Here is a 21676-nt window from a genome sequence, read left to right as displayed (position 1 = left end):
CAGCTGCCTGCCAAGGGCTAACTCCTTGCCCAAGACCGCAATGCCGTCAATCGAGCGAAGGATGTAACAGATATCCATCTGCTTTCGATGGATCGATGGCGCCTCAAGATGGCGCGCAGGTATGGCCAGGTTTCGTGGGCCGTTGTACACGGTTTCAGTGACGTTGGCACAAATGACTGCATTACTGAGGGGAAATGGTGTTGCGCGTGTCTCGAATCGGCGTGGTCGCCGTGTGTGTCCTGATGGGGTTGAGCGTGCCGGCGGTGGCCGTCGCGGACCCGACACCGCTGGAGCCGGTAAGCTGCGCCGGGCGCACCGACGTGGTGCGAGTGAAGTCCTCGGCAGGCGATGGGCGGCCGGTGTGCTTCAAGATCCCGGACGACTTCGGCGAATACGCCATCGACGTCCCCGGCGCATACCTCCTCGCCGGGGACAACGCCCACCCCATCACCGTCACCCTCATCGACGGCTCGGGTACCGCAGGTGCCGTCGACATCGACCTCGGCGGCTGGACCGCGGTCGGGGCCGGCAAAGAACAGACGGCCGCGTCAGCCCTGCGGCTGATCAGCGCCGCCACCGCACGGGGCTACGCCGCGGTCACCGCCGAACGGCAGCGGCTCGCCGCCGACGAGGCAGCCGACTTCTTCCTCGGCGAAGCCTTCGGGCACATCCACCGCGCCAACCCGTCCGCCGCGGAAGCCCCCGAGAACGTAGGGTGGGAGCAGTATTACGACGGCGGCGCGATCTACTACACCGCCGCCATCGGCGCCCGCGCGATCTACAGCAGCGTTCTCTCCCGTTACCTCGAAACCGGCGGCCCCGCCGGCCCGCTGGGCTACCCCGCCACCAGCCAGGACACCGCCCCCGGTGGCGGCTGGTACGCCGACTTCACCGGCAACCCCAGCGCTGGCGGCGGCAACGGTGGCTCCATCTACTGGAACCCCGACAGCTACCCGTCCAGTGAAAACCCCTTCCGCGCAAACGCCTTGTACGGGCCCATCTGGGAAAAATGGGTCACACTCGGCCGCACCTGGCAGGGCCAGCCCCTCATCGGCCTCACCCCCACCCCCAACGCCACCGGCCCCAACGGCGCCGGAAGCTACGTGCACTTCGGCCAGCCCACCGAAGCCAATCACCTCGACCTCAATGGACCCACCAACGCCTCCATCTACTACAGCGACCAAACCCGGCAGGTCCACACCGTGCAAGGCTCCATCCGGCAAACCTGGCGACAGCACGGCTGGGAACAAGGACGCTTCGGCTTCCCCACCACCGACGAACAAACCACCCCCACCGGCTGGACCCAACGCTTCCAGCACGGCACCATCACCTGGAACCGCGGAGCCACCGCTCCCATCCTCACCACCTCATAGCACCCGGCTGCTGGGTCGGCACCCCTCAAACGCGAAGGCGCCGCCCCAGCGCGAGCCACAGGGGCTGTCGCAGCCTCGATGACGCTGTGGAACGCGCCGTCGGGCGGTTCCTGGGCGGGAACCTGGTCGTGGTCTCACCGCTTCGTCTGGACTGCCATCGAAGGATCCAACCGCTACCGGACCATGATTGGGAGCGGCGCGACCGTATGGGTTACCGCGGACCCGGCCTACAGCGCCCCGGTTGCGCCTGACCATCAGAAGCGCCGTGGCCAGCTGCCTGCGAATGCGGTAGGTCTCTTGGCGCTGCCTCGACGGATTGGCGGCTCAACGAGACCCCATCGGCCTCGTTGAACCGCTCTCTCCGAACACCGGAGCCGGAACTACGAAACGAGGGAATCAGAGCTCCTTGAGCTGAACTCCGGGGCAAATGGTCATCGCGGACCGCCGCTGGAGGTCGACCGGGCCACCAGGGAGTGCTCTCCTTACGCAGGTGTGATGGACAGTTCGGTGACGCCGGCGTGGGTGAGGGCCTCGACGACCCGGCCGGTGGCGGCGAAGTTCCAGAACTGGACGCCGTTGGCGAAGTGCAGGTCTTTGCCGGGGTCGTCGTCTTCGATCGCGAATCCGACGAAATCGCCCAGCGGCGACCCGTCGTGGTCGACGACGTTGACGGGGAAAGTGCGGTAGCCTGTGGCCCCGATCGAGGCCAGGACGTTCACGAACCGGCGGGAGGCGACCTTGGTGTCACCGGTGGTCCAGATGAGGTCACCCAGCCGGGTTCCCCGGTTCGTGTGCACGAACCGGGGAACGAAACTTAGCCGTTCGGTGCGGCCGTCGTCGATCAGCTGGAACACGTCGGACCCGTCCGGCAGCCGCCACGGCACCGGCGGGGCCTGACCGTCATGCTCGATCAGGACCCAGACATCATCATCTGTGGAGCGGGCCCCGAGAATGAACCTGTGGTCGTCTTCGGTGGGCATGTGTAGGTGTACCTGCCTTGGATCGATGTGCGATAGGCAAGGACCTCGGCGGCGGTCGGGTTCGGCTTCTGTGTGAAGAACGTGTCCCATAGTGCGTTGTACTCGGCCGCTTTGCTGGGGTGGTTTCCCGGAACCCCTGGGCGTGAGCACCACCAGCGCAGGTAGATCGGGTCGTGAATCGTCGGGATGCCGGCTTTATTGAACTTCGCCTCGAACTTCTGAGGCAGTGTGTGGTGCGCGGCCGACTCGGCGGGCTGGCCGTGCGTCTGCAAGATGAGGTTGTCTTTATAGTTGGTCTTGGTGAACGGCTTGCCGATCCAGTACAGGGACTGTTTCAGCCCGGTCGCCGGACCGACCGCCGGCCCCATTTCCGCGGCGAAATCACCGTCGTGGGTGATCGACCCCTGGTCGGGCTGCGGAGCGCACGTCGCGGGCAGCGTGATGCTCACGGTGACGGTTTTGAGGTCTTTCCCGCCCTTCGGCGGGTTCGCCGGGTCGCCTGGGACCGTGACGATCTGCGGATCAGACCAGACCGTCAGGAAGTCGATGTCCTTCGTGATGCACTTGGCGCGGAACCGGACCCTGGCCTGGGACGGGGTCGCGCTGTAGTTGCCCAGGGTGATCGACAACGAGACCGTCATACCTGGCAGCACCACGACGCGGGCGTTGACGTTCACCGACGAACCGGGACTGACCGTGTAGGCGGCGGTGGTGGACGGGACGGTCACGGAGCCAGGCTGGGCCGACGCGGCCGCGGGCGGGCCGAGTGTGAGTGTGGCTGCGCTGAGTGCGATCAGCGCGGCGCGCATCATCGTGCGCACGGATTCTCCTTCGCGTGGCCGGATAGCGTCGCCATCCGGCGAAGACGAAATGGGTCAAGGCCGTCCCGAGGGGCCGCACGATCGCATCACGTGATGGCGCGACCCTTGTGGGCCGCGGGTCAGTCGATCGGGATGCTGGTGCACGCCGCCTTGCCCTGCTCCTGGAACACCCCCGGCTTGATCCGCTCGAAATAGCGCAGGCAGATCAGGCCGGAGTTGAACGTCTTGTTGATGTAGAACAGGTGGTTCCGTTCCGTATTCGTGGGGCCGGTGCGCTTGCTGCCGTCGGGCAGGAACACCTCGAAGAACCCGGTGGTACCGAGAATGAGGTCGCCGCGCAAAGCGTCGACCCTGTTAATCTTCCCGTTCTTGCCGTCGGTCGAGTTGCAGTAGTACGGGTTGCACGCGACCTCCACGTCCGCTGACGCCGTACCTGCGAGAACCCCCGTTGACGCCCCCAGCGTGCAGACCAGGACCACCGCGGCCCTCTTCACATACACCGAAAAAGACATACCTCTCCCCTTCCCCGTCAGAACAGCTGCACAACACCGCGAACTCACCGACCACAATGGACACAATTTTCTACGCCAATACATGGGACGGCAATGCATGCCGGCGCCAGCACGAACTCGCGCCGCCGGATCACCCCGTGCCAGAAACTATCGAGATCAATAGAATTCCCCGACCCGCCACACACCGACCTTCAGTAGGGCATGCCGCCCGCCAGGTTCGCAGATCCCGGAACCCGCCCTCCCCGATGTGACATTTCCAATCCATCTGTCACCCGAGCTTCGCAGGTGCTCACCGACTCGTCAAGGCCCCCGGTCACCTGAAGGAGCTGGCCCGGCGACCCGGCCGCCCACTGCTTTCGGGGCATTCGCCCAGGCGATGATCACCGCCGGGCTATGGACACCGGTCTCGGTCTACACCTCCGCCGACGATGGCCTGGCGTTGAAGGGCGCCGTCGTACGGGTCTTGCGAGTTCGGGCTGGAGGTCGCTGTCGAGGAGCCCTCCGTCCAAGGTTCCTGGTGGCAGCGTTTCTGGGCTCGTGGTCGTGAAGTCGCCGACTCCGAACCGGTGAGGGACCGGCTGGCGAAACTGGAACGCGCGCTGGAACTCGAAGGGCTCGGCAAGCGCCAGGCCGAGATCGACAAAGCGAAAGCCGAAGCCGCCGCGGCGCTGCACGCGGTCGTGAGAGAGCAGGAGAACGCCGTCGTCCGCCTGGGTTCCATCGTCATGATCAAAAGAGCGGGCGATCTCGTCGTCTTCACCGTCAGCGAGATGCAGGCCGCCGTACTGGAGAAACACAGCGAACTGCTCCGCGATCCCTTGGCGGCACTGAAGTTCCTCCACGACGGCCAGTCACCCGGCCACGACACCTGGGACCTGGCCGCCGGACCGGACCCGACCACAACAGGAAACACGACACCGGATACCAACGCCGGGCCTGAATCTCCCGACGCCACTCCGACCTGACGTCCCTGACGGACACTAGAGCCGGGCGACTGCGGACTCCAGGTTTCCGCCCCAAGACGCCGCCACGGTCCCGACCGGGGTCCTCACGGTGACCAACGCGGCATCGCCGGGATTCCGGGAGAACCGCTCCACCTGAACCAGCATTGGATCATCGTTCCGTACGGCACGCGCCCTGCCGAGTGCGCCCTCATGCCGATGAGCGCACGTTGACGCGGGAGCCCCGGCACCTTGCGTCGGGGCGTGAGCTCCCCGGACCCGGCCCGGCTTGAACGGGCTGTCACCCTGCATGACGTGCCTATCGCTTGCTCGGGCCGGTGACCTCGGGGCCGCGACGCAAGCACTTGCCGACGATCCGACGGGCAGTGGACGGACTGACCGAATTCGGACGCACCACTCAGGAATCCGACTGCGGGCGATCCTCGACAACCACTTTCTCGGCGCCGCGCTTGGCGAACGCCGCCCATAGGCTGAAGCCCACGACACCCACCGCGACGGCCAGCCAGAGCCAGATGAACGGCTCGCGCAGCGGGAACCGCACCAGGACGAAGATGATCACCGCGACGCCGACAACCGCGCCGAACACGGCGGCGGGCTTGGACGGCTTGATCCGATACACGAGCACCACTCCCCAGACTGACGTTTCGTGTCGCTGGACTACCCCCTGGACGATCTAGCGAAACTTCACCGGCTACTTCGGGCGACCGCCAGCAGCACTGAGCCAGATCGTCCGGACACCCACACGCAGACGTCCTCTCGTGCCGATGAGCGAATGCTCCTGCGCATGATCCTGACTTGTCGGTGGGATGAGGCAGGGGCGTGCTCACCGTGCCAGACAGGTGAGTGCGTCTGCGGCGGTCCGCCGAACCTCGCGCCAGCCACTGTCACCGAACCAAGCCGCGTCCGAACTCATGGAGCCTTGGCGTGCCGACACGGAAATGATCGCGGCCACCACCTCTCGAACTGCGTTGGCCTCGTGGTCATCGCGGAGGATCGTCCCGATCGAAGTGATCGGATCCACCAAGTCCCACGGAGTGTCGTCCACCAACCAGTGGACAGCGTCGGTGAGGCCTGGCCATCGCGCGTCGCCGCCCGCACCATCCAGAACGAGAGGCTCCGCCGCGAGCACTCTTAGCGCGGAGAGTACATCCTCACGCCGTTCGGGCCGTGCCACATCCATGGGCCCATGGTGCCAGATGGTCATGGGGTTCTCCGCTCTGTTTCCGGCCGATGACGTCCGGTGGCATCGTGCGCTCATGCCGAGTTGAGTGTTCGCAGCGTCTCGGCCTGGCGGCGCTCTCGGTACGTCTGTGAACCGTGTCAGTGCCGTGTCAGCGCCATGTCATCGGACCGGACGACCATCCCCGGCATGGAGAACGAGAACACGCGGAAGCCTATGTCCGCCACAGAAGAGGCTCGACCGAGCCGAATCGCCGAGCGGTTGCTGGCCGACAGGCACTCCTTGCCGCTGTCCATCACGCTGCACCTCGCCCCCGGCGTCCTGATCGTCGCCGTTTACCTGCTCATCGGCGCACCTCTGGCCGAGTCCATCGGCTATCCGCCGTTCCTGGGCTGGGCGATCGCCATGCTCCTGGCCCTCCTGCCGTTCGAGCTCGGCCTGCTGCTGTGGCTGGGCCGCCGGCGCAACGGCCGGTTCACGCTACGTGGAGTGGTGCACTACCTGGACAAGCCACTATCCCGCGGGAAACTCGTCGCCATCGTCATCCCCCTGATCGTGTGGTTCCTTATGGTGTCATTCGCGTTGACGCCCATGGACAACTTCTTCTACGAGCGGCTATTCCGGTGGGTTCCGTTCGAAGGCGCGGGCGGTGGCGTCACCGACGTCCTCTCCGGATACCCGCACTCGGTCATGGTCATCGCGTTGGCGGTCTGCATTCCCCTGACCGGGCTGGCCTTTCCGGTCATCGAGGAGCTGTACTTCCGTGGATTCCTGATGGGCCGCCTGTCCCGGCTGGGCCGATGGGCGCCGGTTGTCAGCACGGTGCTGTTCTCGCTGTACCACCTGTGGTCGCCCTGGGTGTTCCTGTCCAGGATCATCTTCTTTCTCCCCGGGCCCTGGTTCGCCTGGCGGAAGAAGGATCTGCGGGTGTCGATCGGGATGCACGCCGGCCTGACCTTTCTCCTGCAGACATTCGGCACCATCGCCCTCCTGCTGAACCTCACACCGTGACATCCGGACCGCCGTGGGTGGACAGGAGGGGGTACGTACTCTCATGCCGCTTACCGGTCGTTCGGGGTAGGCGGCGTTCGCCAGCTGCCAGCGCGATAACCCGTTCCACTTCCGCGCTGCTGTCGATCGCTTCACGACTGGCAACGTGGTGGAGCCGCAACGAGGACGACGCCAGGTAGAGCCCCCGGCGCGAAGCGGAGGACGAATGGCCTGAAGACGCGTCAAGCAGCGGCCAGGCTTGATCACAAGCAATGCCATAGCGCGGTCGAAACTCGGCGACATTGCTTATGACAGCTGATCAAGATGTGCGGCCAGAATCCACGAACACGTGCGGTCAAAACCCACGGACATAATCACGCAGTGACGCGACGCGTCCGGGGCCGGCGCTAGGCACCCATGAGGGCGAGTACGGCGGCGTGGTAGATGGCTTGGACGGTGGGGATGGTGTCGATGCGGATGCGTTCGTCGGTGCCGTGCAGGCCGACGTAGTCGGCGCCGAAGCCCGCGGTGGCCGGGATGTTCAACCCGGCGAGGTAGTTGCCGATGTTGGACGGCCCGGCGACCTTGGGCTCGACCTCGACGCCGACCGTCCTGGCGGCGTCGAGGATGGCGGTGCGCAGACGGGAGCCCTCGGCGAGGGCGAAGGCGGGCCAGCGGGTGTCGACCTGGATGAGGGTGGGCTGGGTTCCGGGCCAGGCGTCGTCGACCTGGGCGACGAGGTGCTTGAGCAGGCGGGCGGCGTCCTCGTCGTCGAAGGTCCGGGTCGTGCGGACATCGACGTTGAGGGTGCACAGGTCCGGGGTGACCGAGTAGCCCTGGCCGCCCTCGATCGCGGTCACGGTGACCTTGCCCGCCATCGGGAATTCGGCGCTGGCACTGTCGGAGAGCTCGGCGGCGGACAGCACCCGGATCAGATTGGCGGCCTTCTCGATGGCGCTCGGGCTGGTCTTGCTGCCGCCGGAGTGCGAGGCCACGCCGTGCACATGCAGCTTGACGCGGTGCACGCCACGTCCGCCGACGACGAGTTTGTCCATGCCGGGGTAGCCGATCATCACGCCGGCCACGTCGTCGGGCGCGTCGGGACCCTCGAAGAATCGTTTCGCGCCACCGAAGCCGCCGGTGTGCTCGTCAACGTCGACCAGCAGGACCAGGCAGCCGTGGAGACGATCGGCGTCGGAGGCTAGCCGGGCGGCGATGTGGCAGAAGATCGCGGCACCGGACTTGGAATCGGCGCTGCCGCGCCCGTAGAGCCAGCCGTCGCTGATGGCCGCGGAGGTCGGCGGGTGGGTCCAGGCGGCCTCGTCGCCGAAGGGAGCGGTGTCCAGGCAGGCGTCGAGCACCCACCGCGGACCGGGACGAGCCCCATGGATCTCGCAGGTCAGGCCGACGGTGGCGCCGGTCTGGTCCTTGAGCACGGTGGCGGCCAGGTCGTGCCGGTCCAGCCAGCTGCCCAGCCGGGTGAGTACCGGTTCATAGGGGTCGATCCCGCCGCGGCTGGGGATGGCGACCAGCTCACGGGTCAGGGCGACGACCGAGTCGTGGTCCTCGCGGGCCGCGGCCAGCACATCGTGCTCACCGCCACGGTTGATGATCGCGTTCACGACCGGCACCTCCCTTCACCCACACTCTGCTGGGCGTCGTCTCAAGCGGTTAGCCTCGCACGATCGCCAGATCTCGCAGAGCCTGGTCGCTCTCGACCCGGCGGGCCCCGGCGTAGACCTGCCGTGCGTGGTCGATCAGCCGTTCGGCCACCGCTGCCTCGAACAGCACGCCCGGAGTCGAAGGCCTCCGACGAGGTCAACGACGGAATCGGCACGACGGCGGTGGACTCCGAGAAGTCCGGCGGCGCCACGCTCGTACCGAGTGATCACCGGTGAGGCCGGTGCCGCGCCGGTGGCTCTGGGAGGTGGTTCGGCCGCGGTGAAGGAGCGGGAGCAGTAGAACGCCCCCGGACCCAGGTGCTGATGTCCGAGGGCGCTACTGCTGGTCCTGCACCAGCGGGAAGGACTGCCGTCACGGCACGAGAGGGGGCCCAGCAGCGTGACGGTGCCTTCGTCCTGCGGCGTTGACCCATTTCCGGCCTGGCCCCGCAGGGGAAGTGAGGACGTCGGGCCGAACCTGGTACTCGCAGGAGCGTTTGAAGTTGTGGTTGAGCACTCCCGATGCGCGAGTATCGAGAGTGCCCACCGGCCGGGTCGACGCCAGTCGGTTTGGTGCACACGAACCCGGCTACGGAGCCGAGTTCTGCGCACCGAACCGTTTTCCACGACTTCCGGTGTCCGTGAAGTTCCCGGAGGCTGGAGAGAACGGGTCCACCTCCTGCAGGAGGCTGTTTGGGGGCGCTCCTGGGGGCAACCCGTGCGAGGAAGCTTCCCGGAAGCGCCTGGATCGGGTGGTGGTGCACGCGATGGGCTCACGACCGTCCGTGCACCGTGCCCATCTCCCCGGTCCTCAGGAAAGGACTGGGCGTTGAGCGGCCAGAACCTGAGGTGGAAAGAGGGGTAAAAGGGGCGCTCCCGAGAAGGTCCTACACAGGTATCCCAGGAGCGCCTGGTGTCCGCGGCCGCTTCTTCAAGGCGGCCCGTGCACCGTGCCCAGCTCCTGCAACCCTGAGGTAGGAGAACGATGAAGTTCACTCAGGGGAGGAGCGGGGTTCGGTGCCTCCGCCTCACGCCCGATCACTCTTTGGGGAGAGGGGAACGCTGGCGTGCCGTCAAGTTCGCCAATGCGTGAGCCGGGGGCTGATCAGGGGATGGGCAGCAAGTGCCGACCTCCTATTCGCCTCTGAGGGCGTCGAGGGCTGGGCAGGTCATCGCGGTCCGAATCGTCGACCGTGATGACTTCGAGGGGCAGGCCGCCGCGGTTCGCCACGACGACGTTGTGCTCGTCGCAGACGATCAGGTCGTTGCGGCAGACGACGATGTGCGGATGGGTCTCGAGCCAGTTTCGGCATCCGAGGCAGGCGACGAACTCGCCGCCGAGATGCTGCAACGGAAACCGGTTGACCATATCGCACATGTGCATGAGGCCGACGTTCGCGGGATCGGCGTGGCAGAGAGGACGGATCTTGTCGATCTCTCGGTGCTCCAGTTGCCTCAGCTGCGGATCCAGATAGGCGTGCCGTCTGTCGAGGTGGTTCCGAATCCCGATCCGGACCCGCATTCCTTGGCTATCGCTCATCACGTCCCCGCCGTCGCGTCGTCGCTGGCTACCGAGCAGCGGCAGGGAACTGCCCCCAGAAATCGGCACTCGTCGCGAGTCGCCAGGTGTGCCACGCGAGCCCACGAACCTGACCGATCGTTCGACGCGCTCGATCGCCGCACCGGGACCTCTGGGGCCTCGTTTGTGCTGGTAGAACGCTCGTCGTCGGTCACGGTGACGACGTTAGTACGGTTCGCCCGAAGTGGGTCCTACGCCTTGTAGCACTACTCTTTCGGACTAATGCACTACAAAGAGTTACGGCGCTTCGCTGTTTGCGCCGATCTTCTGCGCCAGCTCATGCAGCGGGGTCTTCACCAGGCGGTCATCGAGTTCGCCCACGACGGCCTTGTACAAGGTCTGGTGATTGATCCAGTCCGGGGCGGCCGTGGAGATCGACAAGACAGTGTTCGCCGCGTGGTCGTCCATGCCGAGCCGGGTCTGCGCGAGAGCGACGTCCGTGAGGTGACGGCTGCGAGCGGCCAACGGCAGGCCGGCGTCGCGGGGCATTGTTCGTGCGGTCCGCAGAACCTTGGAAAACTGCTCGGTGACCACCTGAACGTCGGCGGTTTGCATGATCACCTGGTTGCGCCCGAAGGCGGATTCGTAGTCGTTGCGCTCACCGGTCCGCTCTGCGATGGCGCGGGCCTCGGTGAGGAAGTCGTCTGCTTTTGCGGCTCGGGTTCGCAGCTTGATGTTTCGTCCTGTGGCGGTGGCCGCGGACAACATCAGGTTGCCGTACACGGATAGCTGCGGAAGCGAAGACTTTCCATCGATCTCGATTTTCTCGGCGGTCTTGGTCGCCACCTCCACCGAATCTTCGTACCGGCCTTCAGTCAGCAGGAGCCATGAGGCACTGCCCTGGAGCGCGGAAACACGAAGTGGATCACTGCCGCGCTTGGCGGCCTGCCTTGCCCGATCCCAGGCCAGCCATGCCGTGACCGGGTGGCCGAGATGCACCAGCGTGCAGCTGGCGACCTGATACAGCTGGGCGAGCTTGTCGGCTACTGCCTCGCGCTCCTTGGGCGAGCTGGCGTGTTCGGCCGCGCGGGCGCGGATCATTGCCTGTGCCAGCAGCGCGGACAGCTCTTCATACCGGCCACCCCAGTACGCACCCCACGCATAGGTGGAGTCTCGCGACGTCGCCCGAAGGCTGACCGGCTCATCGGTTTCGACAACGTCGTCAAGGAGGTCGTCAACGGAGGTCAGTACCCGCCGAATCGCCACGATGCCCGCGTCCGGACCATCCCCAGGAAGCGCCTTCGCCTTCCCCAGCAGGTCAGCGATAGTGATATCGAGCGCGTGGGCGACTGCTTGAAGCGTGCCGACCGACCCTGGCCGTCGGCCCTGTTCCAGCGCCCGAATCGTCGAGATGCTCAGGCCAGCGCGCAGGGCCAGATCCCGTTGATTCATCCTCACGTTGCCGCGCTTCTTCTTGATCGTCGCCGCAAGGAACTCTGCACGCTCGTCCATGACGGACCTGCCTTCTACGCGGAAGTGATCCTCTGCGCGTGCCTCCGGCGGCCAACCGGGGGCGTCCTCCGCGTAGAGGATGCACACGGGGTGCCTCCTCAGCGTAACGCCGTGGGGAGGTGTCCCCGTCCCCGCGACACGGGGACTCAGCGCACCGCGCCGGGTTCGTTCCTCGGCGACCTTCGTGTCCCCGTCCCTGTGGAAGGCTCCCACCGGCCTGCCCATGGGGACAGCGAGAAGCCGGGGCGCTACCGGGGATCGCGGTCACCCGCCACGAACGCGGGCATCCGGTCCGCGAGGACTGGCTGCCGGTCGGCACCGACGAGCCCACCGACGCCGACGACGAAACGCTGATCGCGGCGCTGCGGACCGCATGGCTCTGGAGCAGGCCAGCCGCCTGACCTTCCACCGGCCAGGCGCACTATTTGTGCTACCTGGCGCACGAAAAGTGCGCCCTCCGTAGACTCGCGTCGATCACCCGATGTCGAAGGAGGCTGGCTCATGCCGATGATGGCGTTGTCGGTGCGGTTCGAACTGAAAGACGAGGCCGCAGCCGCGGGGTTCGACGCGCTGGTCACGAGGACGCTGCCGCTCATCGTGAGCGAAGAGCCGGGAACGCTGCTCTACCTCGTGAACACGGTCGACGGCGCGCCGCTGTCGCGGGTCTTCAACGAGTACTACGCCAGCCCCGAGGCCTTCGACGCCCACGAACAGCAGCCGCACGTCCAGGCGTTCCTGGCCGAACGCGCCCTGTACGTGAAGAGCTATCACGTCGATCGCCTCACCCCCACCGTCGGCAAGGGCCTGATCCCGGGTGACTGAGGCCGCACGACGGGTCGGTGGCGCGATCCGCGCCAAACGCATCGAGCGCGGGCTGTCGCAGGGGGCGTTCGGCAAGCTGATCGGGCGATCCGGGTCCTGGGTGGGCCAGGTCGAGCGCGGCGACCGCAAGATCGACCGCATGTCCGTGCTGGAGAAGATCTCCGAGGTGGCGGGGATCCCCATCGCCGACCTCATGTCGGCGGCGGCGTTCGCGGCAGCCTCACCGGGCAAGCCCTTGGCCGTCAGCGAGCTCGCGATGGCGCTCCTGCGCAGCAGCGGCCTGCGCTTCGGGCTGCGCCGCCCGAGCGAGCCGAAGCCACACGCCCGCCACGAGCCGGCATCGCTCATTGAGCGGGCGGCGCAGGCCTGGGAGCTGGTGCACGGCTCCTCCTACGACACCCTCGCGAAGCAGCTGCTGGACCTGCTCCCCGAGCTGGAAACGGCCGTTCGCGCCACCGACGGCGAACCGAAGAAGGCGCTGTATACCGCGCTGGCCTCGGCGTATCACACGGCCGCCGCCGTCCTGTCCAAACTGGACGAACCCGCCGCCGCGTGGGTGGCGGCCGACCGGGCCATCAGCGCGGCCGAGCACACCGGCGATCCGATGCTGGTCGCCGCGGGCGCGTTCCGGCTGACGCTCGCTTTCCAGTCCGCGCGATCCCTGGAACTCGCCTGGGCGACCGCGGAGGACGCCGACGAGGCACTGACCGCGTTCGGCACCACCGACCCGGTCGCCGTGTCCTTGCGTGGTGCGCTGAAGCTGCAATTGGCGGTCATCGCGAGCCGCCTGGGCGACGCCGACACCGCCTACGCCCAGCTCGATCTGGCACACGAGCTGGCCGAGCGGAACGGGCGGAACCGCAACGATCACGGCACCGAGTTCGGACCGGCGAACGTCGGCGTGCACGAGGTGACGATCGCGCTGGCCCTCGGCGACTCCGGCCGTGCGCTGCGCGTCGGCGAAGCCCTCGACGTCTCCGGCCTGTCGGTGGAGCGGCGGGCCCGGCTGCTGATCGACCTGGCCCGCGCGCACGCCCAGCGCCGCAATCTCGCGGGAGTCGTCGCCGCGCTGACCGCCGCGGATGACCTGGCACCGCAACAGGTCCGCACCCACCCGGCCGTCCGGACCCTTCTGAGCGACCTCGGCGAGACCACGGCCGCGAACGACGACGAGGCCTTCACCGAGCTCAAGACCCGCCTCGCAACTAGCCCTATAGAGTGAACGCACTTTTTGTACTAGACCCTCACAAAAAGTATCAGTAGCGTCGCCTTTCGGAAACGGGAGGTGACGCTACGTGCTGACTTCGTCATTCACGTGCACCGAGCCGGGCACCGCGATCGACCTGGCCGCCCTGAATCCGCCCCAGGCGGAACCGCCACCGGCGACGCGCTCGTCCCGTTGTCCGCCCCGGTCCCGGCGGCCCCGCCGTGGCGCGGGCCGGAACGGGCTCGACGACAGAGTTCGTGCGCGAGCAGCGGCCCTCCCCCGCGAGGCTTCCGAGAGGCGGCTCCTGCGGGGCAGGCGAACGGAGGTGCCGACCATGACCCGTGCCGCCGTCCCATCGGCGTCCCCGGTCGTATCGCAGGAGGGACACGCAGCCGGAGGAACGCAGCCCACCGATGATCTTCCGCCCGACCTGACCCATCCCTATGACGCCCAGGTCCGGACCGCGGTCTTTCTCTACGACCACACCTTCACCTGGACCCCCGGCGATCAGTGGATCGCGATCCAGAAAGGCCGGGTCGCCAACGCGCGCCAGCGGTGCTGGGTCATCGACGACCCGTTCCCCACATCCCGATGCTGCTCGGGCGCAAACCGGTGATCGCCTACATCGAGGCACCACCGGGTGACTGGTGGCACGACCCCGTCGCCATCGCGACGAAACTGCAAGCCGCCGCGAGGAGATGGGCCGCAACCCGATCCCGCACCGCCACGCGCTGACCAGGCCCGCCCGCGCTGACCAAGACCACCGGTCCGGAATCCGCCACTTACCGCGGGCTTGTACGGACAGAAGTAGGGCGCCTACCGTCGGTAGATACCGAAAGGAAGGACCACGCATGGCCCCCGAGCCCATTCCCGTCGACGACACCTCGTTGGCGGGACCGCTGGCGACCGTTGAGATACGCCGGAGCACCAGGTCTCCGGAGTCATCCGGTGCCACCACGACGACACTGCCGGACGGCGCAGAACAGCCACTGGCGCTCCGCGCCCTGCGCCCGGCGCCGCGGCGGGAGCTCCCCGTCCACTCCTACGACCCGGTCCTGCAGGTCGCGGTCGACACCATGGGCCGGCCGCTGACGCCCAACATGGACAGGGAGTAAACCAGTCTCGAAGGGACACACACCGACGGCGACGGCGGCGACAACGAAACCTGGGACTGGGAAGAGAACAAGTAGTGACCGTTCTGGTGCTGGCCCGGGACTTCGACCCGACAGCTGACGCGGTGATCGCCGCGCTCGCCGCGCGACACGTCCCCGTCTTCCGCACCGACCTGGCCGCGTTTCCCGCACAGCTTCGCCTCGACGCGCGTCTGCGGAACGGCACCTGGACTGGTCGGCTGTGGAACGCTCATCACGAGGTCGACCTCGCAGACATCAGGTCGATCTGGAACCGCAACCCCAGCCCCTACCAGGTAGACAGCGCACTTCCCGCCGATGTGCAGGACTTCTGCCACCGTGAGGCGAAACTGGGATTCGGTGGTGTGCTGGCCGCACTCTACGTGCTGTGGGCCAACCACCCGAATCGCTGCGCGGACGCCATGTTCAAGCCCTACCAATGGAAAGTCGCCGCCGGGTGCGGCCTCACCGTCGCGGACACCGTCATCACGAACGACCCTGACGCCGCTGACCGCTTCATCAGCACCGCCCGCGGTGACACGATCACCAAAGCCCTGGGGCCCACCGGAATCCGGCGTGACGGGCAGGCCACCACCGGGGGCACCCGGCGCCTGACCGGCAGCGACCTCGCCACCCTCGGCGGCGTCACCCGCACCGCGGCCACGCTGCAGCCGTTCGTCCCGAAGGCGTTCGAGGTCCGGCTGACCGTGATCGGCGAGGACATGTTCCCCATCGCCATCCATGCCCACAGCGAAGCCGCCTACGTCGACTACCGCAGCGACCCGGACAACCTCAGCTACAAACTCCTCGATCTGTCACCCGACCTCGCGCAGGCCGTCGCCCGCTACATGGAGAAGACCGGTCTGGCCTACGCCGCGTTCGACTTCGTCGTGACCCCCGACGGTGAATGGGTCATGCTGGAAGCGAACACCGGACCGCAAATGGGCTGGCTCGAGGCCGCGACCGGCGCCCCCATCACCGAGGCGATGGCCACCCTGCTCGCGAAAGGCACGCCATGACGACCTCGACCACCGGCATCGGCCTGGGCAGCATCCCGGACTGGCGGGACCGCAGCACAGCGCTCGCCGCCGGCCTCGTCGCCGCGGGGAAGCTGAGCTCGCCACAGTGGCGGGCCGCGGTCGAGAACGTACCCCGGCACCTGTTCGTCCCCCGCTTCTACCGTCACCGCGACGGCCGGATGATCACCTTCTCCGCCGACGACCCGCGCACACGCCAGGAATGGGCCGACACCGTCTACACCAACACCGCGCTGGTGACCCTCGTCGACCAGGACGAGCACGCCGGGCCGGTGTTCCTGTCGTCCAGCTCCACACCCGGCTTGATGACCCGCATGCTGGAAGCCCTCGACATCCACGACGGTCACACCGTGCTGGAGATCGGCACCGGCACCGGCCTCAACGCCGCCTGGCTGACCCACCGCCTCGGCGACAAACACGTGTACTCCATCGACATCGAACCCGGCCTCGTCGACACCGCCCGCGCCCGGCTCGCCCAGCTCGGCTACCGCCCCACACTCGTAACCGGCGATGGATCCGCCGGACTGCCCGACCACGCTCCGTTCGACCGGATCATCGCGACCTGCTCCGTGCCTTCCATCCCCTGGGCCTGGATCGAGCAAACCCATATCGGCGGCCGGATCCTCGCCGACGTCCGCGCCGGGACCAACGCGGGCAACCTCGTCCACCTCACCCGCACCGCACGCGACCGCGCCGAAGGGAACTTCGACGCCACCGGCGCGACCTTCATGAGCCTGCGCCACCACCCCGGCGCGGACAGCCGCATCCCCTACACCCGAACCAGCACTGACCTTCCCGCCACGACGTCCACCACGACCCGCGACCCTCGGACACCATGGACCCAGCCGGTCGTGTGGTTCCTCGCCGCGATGCACCTCGGCAGCAGCTACCGTATCGGGTACGCTGGCGACCCCAACGACGGACCACGCGCGGCCACCATCACCACGCCCGACGGCTCCCGGGCCGAGATCACCCTCGCCACAGACCGCCGCGGTCACCACACCGTCCGGGAAACCGGACCCGTCCGGCTATGGCGGCACGTCGAACACGCCCACCACATCTGGGACCAGGCCGGCCAGCCACCCTGGAATCGCCTCGGCCTGCTCGTCACACCCGACAAACAGACGATCTACGTCGACACCATCGACGCACCTCTGGCAACGATCCAGCCGACATAGCAATCGTCGATGGGTCACCTCCCCAAGTCAACGAGGAACCCTTACACCACAACGGAAAGACTCCACTGATTCTGGGTAGCACGCAGTGACGCCGAGGAGGGCCGTTGCGCGGGCGGGGACTGGCCCAGAGCCGTTCGCGTTACAGTCCCGCCGCACCTGCCTGACGAGCACGAGGGCGTGGGGAGGTGAGGCGTAGCTGGTCTCGTTTTGGACGCAACCGCGCGGGTGAACCGCGGCAACGATGACCCGAATGCTGGGAGCAGTCGACCTCCTTGACGGGCACACCCGTGCTGAAGATCTGTATTTGCGGACAAGCGCGCCAGATCGCGGCTGGGTCACGCGAAGCTGATCGCGACGAGGGTTTTGTCGTCGTGGCGTTTCGCGCGGGGAAGTTCACGCGCGTCGGGGTCGACGTCGTGTTCCCAGTTGTGGCATCGGGTCAGGATGCGGTGCAGGCCGGTGTCGTCGAGGCCGCTGATGGCGGCCCAGTCGGTGATGTCGAGGTGCCGCAGGGGTGTGTAGGCGCCGTCGGTGGCCACGATGGCCCAGGGGATGTCGTCGATGGAGACGGTGACGCGGATGGCGTGGTGGGCGGCGGCCGGGTCGGCTTCCGCGATCCAGTACCCGCGGGGGTCGTTGCGGCGCGCGGCTTGCGTGCGCTGCAGGGTGGCCAGCAGCGTGCGGTGGGTGCCGTCGAATCCGGTGCCACCGGCGAGGCGCTGCCGGTAGTGCCGGCGTTCGGGGATGTCGAGATGGGCGAGGCGGGGGTCGGTGATCGTCCGGCCGGGCAGGACCACCAGGTTGTCGCCGAGCATGAAGATGTCGACCTGGTCGCCGCGGCGGCGCAGGATCGTCACCGTGCTGGACGGCGACGTCCCCGCGACCAGGCCCAGCCGGGCGGCGGTCGTGGTGATCGCGTCGTCGAGAGCGCAGGCCAGATCGGTCTCGGGATCGCGGTCCAGGTGGTCGCGCAAGGTTCCGCCGAGGGTGTCGGCGTAGGTGGACGGGCTGACCGGGACAGGCGCGAACGCGCTGGCACCATCGAGCACGATGACCGCGGTCCGGGTGGTGAAGACCTTGTCCTCGCTGTCGTGGCCGGGCGGGAGCTGGGCGGTGGCGACGCTGATCGGGTTCACCATGTGAAAGGTCCGGCCAGCATGTCGGTGCCCGTGATGCGCCGGTCCTCGAAGGTGCAGCGGATGATCGCCGAGAACTGAGTCTTACGGACTTTCTTGTGCAGGGCGGCGACGTGCCCGGCGAGGTGGTGGGCGGCGCCGAGCGAGCCGATGCTGTGGATCCCGGCGATGTGGATGATGACGCGGTCGTCCATCACGTGCCGTGCGAGGTAAGCGACGTCGCTCTGCTGCGGTTCAGGCTGGTCGGAGGGTGAACCGTAGCGGGCTGCGCTGCTGGTCACCTCGATCCACCAGCGTCCGCCTTCCTCCAGCATCGTCAGCGCGGGATCCCGCTCGATCAATCGTCCGGCGACCGGCGCGGTTTTCGGGCCGCAGATAAGAACCGTGTCGCCGTCGGGGACCTTTGTCTCGTCGGCGACGACCTGGAATCGATCCACCTCTACGCCCAGGGTGGACAGGAGGCTGCTGAGCGCGTCGGTGGTCGCCGCGTCCTCGCCCGCCACCAGGGGACGATCAAGGTCGGTGATCCCGTGCCGGACCGGGTATCCGATGTGGACCGTGCCGCTGTCGCCGAACAATGCGCGATACGGCGGAGGACTGGGCACGAGCTGCGACACCCGTGCCTCGCTGATCTGCAGCGCCACGGCCAGTTCCTTGTTGGTCATCCGTGCACCGGCGGCCTTCATCCACCGTGTCCGGAGATCGGCGAGGTCGGGCCGCAGCTTCTGATGCGCGTCGTAGACCTGATGAGCGACCCGAGCCGCCTTCCCAGGGTCCTCCAGCTTGTCGATCGCCGCCACGGTCTCGGTGTAGGCGGCGATGAACCGGCGAAGGATCTCAGCACCATCGTCGATGTCCTCACTCACACCCGCCAGTTTAGACCCTCTTGACCAATCCGCACCAACCGCCATACGCTCACTTAAGTCCCCCTTAAGTCACAGCTCACAGAGTTTCGAGCTGACACTTAAGGACCTCTTAAGCACATATGACGGGAGGAGGTGCGTCGGACATGACTCGTCGAGCGTGGCTGTGGTGGATCCGTTCCGGCACCTCGCCCACCTCACGCTGGTGCTCCGCGCCGGATCGGCGCGACGTGACGCTGTGCCACGCGGTCCCCGACACCGCGGCCAGCGCAGGCGGCCGCCTCCGTCCGCGCCCTTCCCATCCGGCGCGGAGCACCCACCGCCCTGACTCTCGTAAGGAACCGCAACCATGCTCCAGGCCCCGCCATCCGGCCCCTCTCAGAACGCCACGACCGGCGCACCGGAAACGACCCACGACACCCCTGCTCACGTCGCCGACGCGGTCACCGACCGGGTCCGGCACGCCAGATCCGTGCTGATCTGCTGCGTCCTGGCCGAGAGCTTCAGCCCGCTGCCGCTGCGGGGCCTGGACATCCCCGCCGTGCAGGTGCGCCACGCCGTCGACACCGCACTCCGCGGCCTCCCGCTCGAGTACCTGCTCGGCTGGCGGCGCCGGGTCGCGGCCTGGTCGGTGAGGTGGGACGCGGCACGACACGCCGCGAGCAGCTACTTCCCGGACGACCTGCCCGGCGAAGACGAGATCCCCGAGCTGGACGCCGTGGGCGAGTTCAGCCTCAGCGCGACCGAACGGATCGTGCTCACCCGCCTGTGCCAGGACACCCCCGCCCGGTCTGGGAGCCGGCCATGACCACTCTCGTGACCGGGATCCACACGACGGCCGGCGCCTGTCCCGTTCCTTCGGGCCGCGCTGTGCTCCTCGCCTTCGAGATCGCTCCCGCCGGCGCCGATCCGGTGCTCGCGGCCGCGCATGAGCTCGCCCTGCTGCACCTGGCTCACGCCGACACCGCCTGGGTTCCGGGCGAGGCGGACGACACGATCACGGCCGCGGCAGCACGCGCGCAACGACACCGGGACCGGGCCATCGCGAACCAGGCCGGCCTGATCGACGATCACGTCACCAGGGCCCTGTCCGATCCCCGCAGCGGTTCCCTGCACACCGAGACCGTCGGTGCCCTGCTGGCACGGTTGGCGCAGAGATGGCAGTACACCCAGCAGATGGCCGCCCTGCCCACGCGCGACCCGCGTGTCCGCGACGCGTCCGCGGCGCTCGCCGAACTCGCGCGCGCCTATGACGACCTGATCGACGACGTGCTGTGCGGACGCCGGTGCCTCCCCCGCCACCGGCAGCCGATCCCGCACATGGAGGTCTGACCCGTGAACGACAACACCGCCGAGCCGACAGCTCCCGCCCCGCCGCGGGAAGTCCCCGTGCTGGTGTCGCGATCGAGCAGGGTCGGCCACTCCGAGGATCCGATCAACACCGTCACCCGGCACCTGCCCAGCCCGGACACCCCCTACCAATGCCAGGTTTGCCGCGACTCCCGCGAATGGCCCTGCGGCCCGTCCGACACCGCCCTGCACCAGCTGGAGAACGCCGGGCTCCGGCGCTCCGACTTCGTCCCGGACTACCTGCACGATCGGCTCCCGCGCCCCGCGACCCGCCCACCCAGCTGGCCCAGGGAAACCCCGTGAACCACGTCCTGGCGGGTGCCTTCGCCGAAGAGCTGCGGACCCGCCTCGACGCCTACGACACCCTCGCCCAGCAACGCGGCCCCGGCTTCCGGGAGCACGACGCCAAAGACGCGATCCACGCCCTGACCGGCCTCGTGCGCGCCGTGCTCGCCGAGCACACAGTCGACCCTCATGGTCACTGCGCGGGTTGCCCCCGCACCGGATGGCGCCGACCGCGCGGATGCCGCCTGCTGCGCGACCTCGCTCAGCGCGTCGACCGCCCCGCCGGAACCGGCACGTCCGGCCGCCACGCCTTGCGCTCGTAGCGCACGGGAATCCCCGCCGTAGTCAACAGTCTCGTCGCGTCTCACCGCGGCCGGCGGTCTCAAGTCGCCGTCATCGATCGCCGCTGTCGTGTAATCCGAGCCGACGGCGCCGCTCGCGCACCCACGCGTCGACTGTGAGGGGTCGACGGTCACCGGCAGCCGGTGCGGCGGCGCAGTTTCTCGCAGTACCGGATCGCGCTGGCGATCCGGGCCCGGCTGCGCGTTTGATCGAAACAGACCGTGTTCATCTCGGCGAAATGCCGCACCACATCGCACCGTGTGCGCTCATCGCGGACCCGTGTGAAGTCGTTGGGTGTCAACGACTGCGCGAATACTGACTCGTGCCCGGCCGAGTCGTTGCAGGATCCGCACGCAGTGGGCCGGCTTCCTGGCAAGGTCACGCAGGTAGCGAAGCTGAGCGACCGCAGCAGCCGATGCGGTCTCGTTCTCCAAAGCGGTGATCGTGTCTTCGCTGATCACAAAGGACATCCGCACCGGCGGGCGGCGCCGCGCGATGGCCTGGCAGCGTGGCAGCAGCTCCACCACCGCGTCGGCGGCCGGGCGCCACATGTCGTACTGTGTCGCCCCCCGCAGGCGGGCATACGCGTCGGACCGCAGCAACTGAGGCACCTCGAACCCGCCGAAACCACGGATCGACGCCGCTGCTTCCTCCGCCTCGCAGAGCGTCAGAGCGTCAGCACGGACTCTGTCGACGCTGTCCATGGCGGTCGCGGTGTCTGCCTCTCTCGCCTGAGCTGGCGCCCCGCTCGCGGCTGCCAAATCCGCAGCGGGACCGCGACAGTTCGTCCGCGCGGCACACCGAACACCCTGTCCC

24 protein-coding genes are annotated in these 21676 nt (G+C 67.7%); 13 read left to right on the top strand and 11 right to left on the bottom strand.

The features are described from left to right. The first annotated feature begins 194 nt into the window (after nucleotides 1-194). Nucleotides 195-1373: an LGFP repeat-containing protein gene (locus AMYAL_RS0129655; RefSeq protein ID WP_245193140.1), complete on the top strand. Its 1179-nt coding sequence runs from the start codon at nucleotides 195-197 to the stop codon at nucleotides 1371-1373. Between the two features lie 482 nt (nucleotides 1374-1855). Here the strand turns inward: AMYAL_RS0129655 and AMYAL_RS0129650 are convergent, their stop codons facing one another. From AMYAL_RS0129650 to AMYAL_RS0129640, 3 genes are all read right to left on the bottom strand, one after another. After that, nucleotides 1856-2257 carry a hypothetical protein gene (locus tag AMYAL_RS0129650; RefSeq protein WP_020634912.1) on the bottom strand — a complete coding sequence of 134 codons (402 nt, stop codon included), beginning with the start codon at nucleotides 2255-2257 and terminating at the stop codon, nucleotides 1856-1858. Between the two features lie 26 nt (nucleotides 2258-2283). Beyond that, nucleotides 2284-3165 (bottom strand): hypothetical protein, encoded by an 882-nt coding sequence (locus AMYAL_RS0129645; protein ID WP_245193398.1) that lies wholly within the window; start codon nucleotides 3163-3165, stop codon nucleotides 2284-2286. 128 nt (nucleotides 3166-3293) lie between these two features. Beyond that, entirely contained in the window at nucleotides 3294-3686 is a 393-nt protein-coding gene (locus tag AMYAL_RS0129640) for a hypothetical protein (protein ID WP_039794306.1), read from the bottom strand. 566 nt (nucleotides 3687-4252) lie between these two features. Here AMYAL_RS0129640 and AMYAL_RS0129635 point away from each other — a divergent pair. After that, nucleotides 4253-4651, top strand: a complete 399-nt coding sequence (locus tag AMYAL_RS0129635) for a hypothetical protein (RefSeq protein ID WP_020634909.1) — start codon at nucleotides 4253-4255, stop codon at nucleotides 4649-4651. A gap of 394 nt (nucleotides 4652-5045) precedes the next feature. Here the strand turns inward: AMYAL_RS0129635 and AMYAL_RS0129625 are convergent, their stop codons facing one another. Continuing rightward, entirely contained in the window at nucleotides 5046-5267 is a 222-nt protein-coding gene (locus AMYAL_RS0129625) for a hypothetical protein (protein ID WP_039795866.1), read from the bottom strand. A gap of 204 nt (nucleotides 5268-5471) precedes the next feature. Beyond that, the gene (locus tag AMYAL_RS46400) at nucleotides 5472-5852 is read right to left on the bottom strand and encodes an SCO4402 family protein (RefSeq protein WP_020634906.1); all 381 of its coding nucleotides are present in this window, start codon (nucleotides 5850-5852) and stop codon (nucleotides 5472-5474) included. Nucleotides 5853-6044: 192 nt separating this feature from the next. Between AMYAL_RS46400 and AMYAL_RS0129615 the strand changes: the two genes are divergently transcribed. Further along, nucleotides 6045-6839, top strand: coding sequence for a CPBP family intramembrane glutamic endopeptidase (locus AMYAL_RS0129615; protein ID WP_026467571.1), 795 nt, complete (start codon nucleotides 6045-6047; stop codon nucleotides 6837-6839). A 386-nt stretch (nucleotides 6840-7225) separates the two neighbouring features. Here AMYAL_RS0129615 and AMYAL_RS0129610 read toward each other — a convergent pair whose 3' ends face one another. From AMYAL_RS0129610 to AMYAL_RS0129595, 3 genes are all read right to left on the bottom strand, one after another. Beyond that, nucleotides 7226-8440, bottom strand: a complete 1215-nt coding sequence (locus tag AMYAL_RS0129610; protein ID WP_245193139.1) for a M20 family metallopeptidase — start codon at nucleotides 8438-8440, stop codon at nucleotides 7226-7228. A 1144-nt stretch (nucleotides 8441-9584) separates the two neighbouring features. After that, nucleotides 9585-10019: a hypothetical protein gene (locus tag AMYAL_RS0129600; RefSeq protein WP_143267996.1), complete on the bottom strand. Its 435-nt coding sequence runs from the start codon at nucleotides 10017-10019 to the stop codon at nucleotides 9585-9587. A gap of 276 nt (nucleotides 10020-10295) precedes the next feature. Then, the gene (locus AMYAL_RS0129595) at nucleotides 10296-11510 is read right to left on the bottom strand and encodes a helix-turn-helix domain-containing protein (protein ID WP_020634900.1); all 1215 of its coding nucleotides are present in this window, start codon (nucleotides 11508-11510) and stop codon (nucleotides 10296-10298) included. A 501-nt stretch (nucleotides 11511-12011) separates the two neighbouring features. On the opposite strand from AMYAL_RS0129595, the gene AMYAL_RS0129590 reads away from it, so the two are divergent. From AMYAL_RS0129590 to AMYAL_RS0129565, 6 genes are all read left to right on the top strand, one after another. Then, complete coding sequence (locus tag AMYAL_RS0129590; protein WP_020634899.1) at nucleotides 12012-12332, top strand: putative quinol monooxygenase; 321 nt, start codon at nucleotides 12012-12014, stop codon at nucleotides 12330-12332. Further along, the gene (locus AMYAL_RS0129585; protein WP_020634898.1) at nucleotides 12325-13554 is read left to right on the top strand and encodes a helix-turn-helix domain-containing protein; all 1230 of its coding nucleotides are present in this window, start codon (nucleotides 12325-12327) and stop codon (nucleotides 13552-13554) included. The genes AMYAL_RS0129590 and AMYAL_RS0129585 overlap by 8 nt, the downstream gene beginning before the upstream one ends. 319 nt (nucleotides 13555-13873) lie before the next feature. Then, nucleotides 13874-14155 carry a hypothetical protein gene (locus AMYAL_RS0129580; RefSeq protein ID WP_020634897.1) on the top strand — a complete coding sequence of 94 codons (282 nt, stop codon included), beginning with the start codon at nucleotides 13874-13876 and terminating at the stop codon, nucleotides 14153-14155. Nucleotides 14156-14390: 235 nt separating this feature from the next. Continuing rightward, entirely contained in the window at nucleotides 14391-14654 is a 264-nt protein-coding gene (locus AMYAL_RS0129575; RefSeq protein WP_020634896.1) for a hypothetical protein, read from the top strand. A 74-nt stretch (nucleotides 14655-14728) separates the two neighbouring features. Next, nucleotides 14729-15688, top strand: a complete 960-nt coding sequence (locus AMYAL_RS0129570; RefSeq protein ID WP_020634895.1) for an MvdC/MvdD family ATP grasp protein — start codon at nucleotides 14729-14731, stop codon at nucleotides 15686-15688. After that, on the top strand, nucleotides 15685-16884 hold the full coding sequence (locus AMYAL_RS0129565) for a methyltransferase domain-containing protein (RefSeq protein WP_020634894.1): 1200 nt from the start codon (nucleotides 15685-15687) through the stop codon (nucleotides 16882-16884). Before AMYAL_RS0129570 ends, AMYAL_RS0129565 begins: the two co-directional genes overlap by 4 nt. A gap of 335 nt (nucleotides 16885-17219) precedes the next feature. Here AMYAL_RS0129565 and AMYAL_RS0129560 read toward each other — a convergent pair whose 3' ends face one another. Further along, entirely contained in the window at nucleotides 17220-18023 is an 804-nt protein-coding gene (locus tag AMYAL_RS0129560; protein ID WP_020634893.1) for a hypothetical protein, read from the bottom strand. Beyond that, nucleotides 18017-18886: a hypothetical protein gene (locus AMYAL_RS0129555; RefSeq protein ID WP_020634892.1), complete on the bottom strand. Its 870-nt coding sequence runs from the start codon at nucleotides 18884-18886 to the stop codon at nucleotides 18017-18019. Before AMYAL_RS0129555 ends, AMYAL_RS0129560 begins: the two co-directional genes overlap by 7 nt. A gap of 346 nt (nucleotides 18887-19232) precedes the next feature. Here AMYAL_RS0129555 and AMYAL_RS0129550 point away from each other — a divergent pair, with 346 nt between their 5' ends. Genes AMYAL_RS0129550 through AMYAL_RS0129535 form a run of 4 tightly spaced genes read left to right on the top strand, consistent with a single transcriptional unit; the run spans nucleotide 19233 to nucleotide 20841 of the window. After that, on the top strand, nucleotides 19233-19691 hold the full coding sequence (locus tag AMYAL_RS0129550) for a hypothetical protein (RefSeq protein WP_020634891.1): 459 nt from the start codon (nucleotides 19233-19235) through the stop codon (nucleotides 19689-19691). After that, entirely contained in the window at nucleotides 19688-20215 is a 528-nt protein-coding gene (locus AMYAL_RS47860; protein ID WP_020634890.1) for a hypothetical protein, read from the top strand. The genes AMYAL_RS0129550 and AMYAL_RS47860 overlap by 4 nt, the downstream gene beginning before the upstream one ends. A 3-nt stretch (nucleotides 20216-20218) precedes the next feature. Further along, nucleotides 20219-20536, top strand: coding sequence for a hypothetical protein (locus AMYAL_RS0129540; protein ID WP_020634889.1), 318 nt, complete (start codon nucleotides 20219-20221; stop codon nucleotides 20534-20536). Next, entirely contained in the window at nucleotides 20533-20841 is a 309-nt protein-coding gene (locus tag AMYAL_RS0129535; RefSeq protein WP_020634888.1) for a hypothetical protein, read from the top strand. Before AMYAL_RS0129540 ends, AMYAL_RS0129535 begins: the two co-directional genes overlap by 4 nt. A 285-nt stretch (nucleotides 20842-21126) precedes the next feature. Here AMYAL_RS0129535 and AMYAL_RS0129525 read toward each other — a convergent pair whose 3' ends face one another. Continuing rightward, nucleotides 21127-21564, bottom strand: a complete 438-nt coding sequence (locus AMYAL_RS0129525) for a Scr1 family TA system antitoxin-like transcriptional regulator (RefSeq protein WP_020634886.1) — start codon at nucleotides 21562-21564, stop codon at nucleotides 21127-21129. Between the last annotated feature and the right edge of the window lie 112 nt (nucleotides 21565-21676).

Origin of the sequence: Amycolatopsis alba DSM 44262 (assembly GCF_000384215.1) — a bacterium.
GTDB lineage: Bacteria > Actinomycetota > Actinomycetes > Mycobacteriales > Pseudonocardiaceae > Amycolatopsis > Amycolatopsis alba.
The sequence above is the reverse complement of the archived record's forward strand: the minus strand, read 5'-3'. Positions and strand labels throughout refer to the sequence as shown.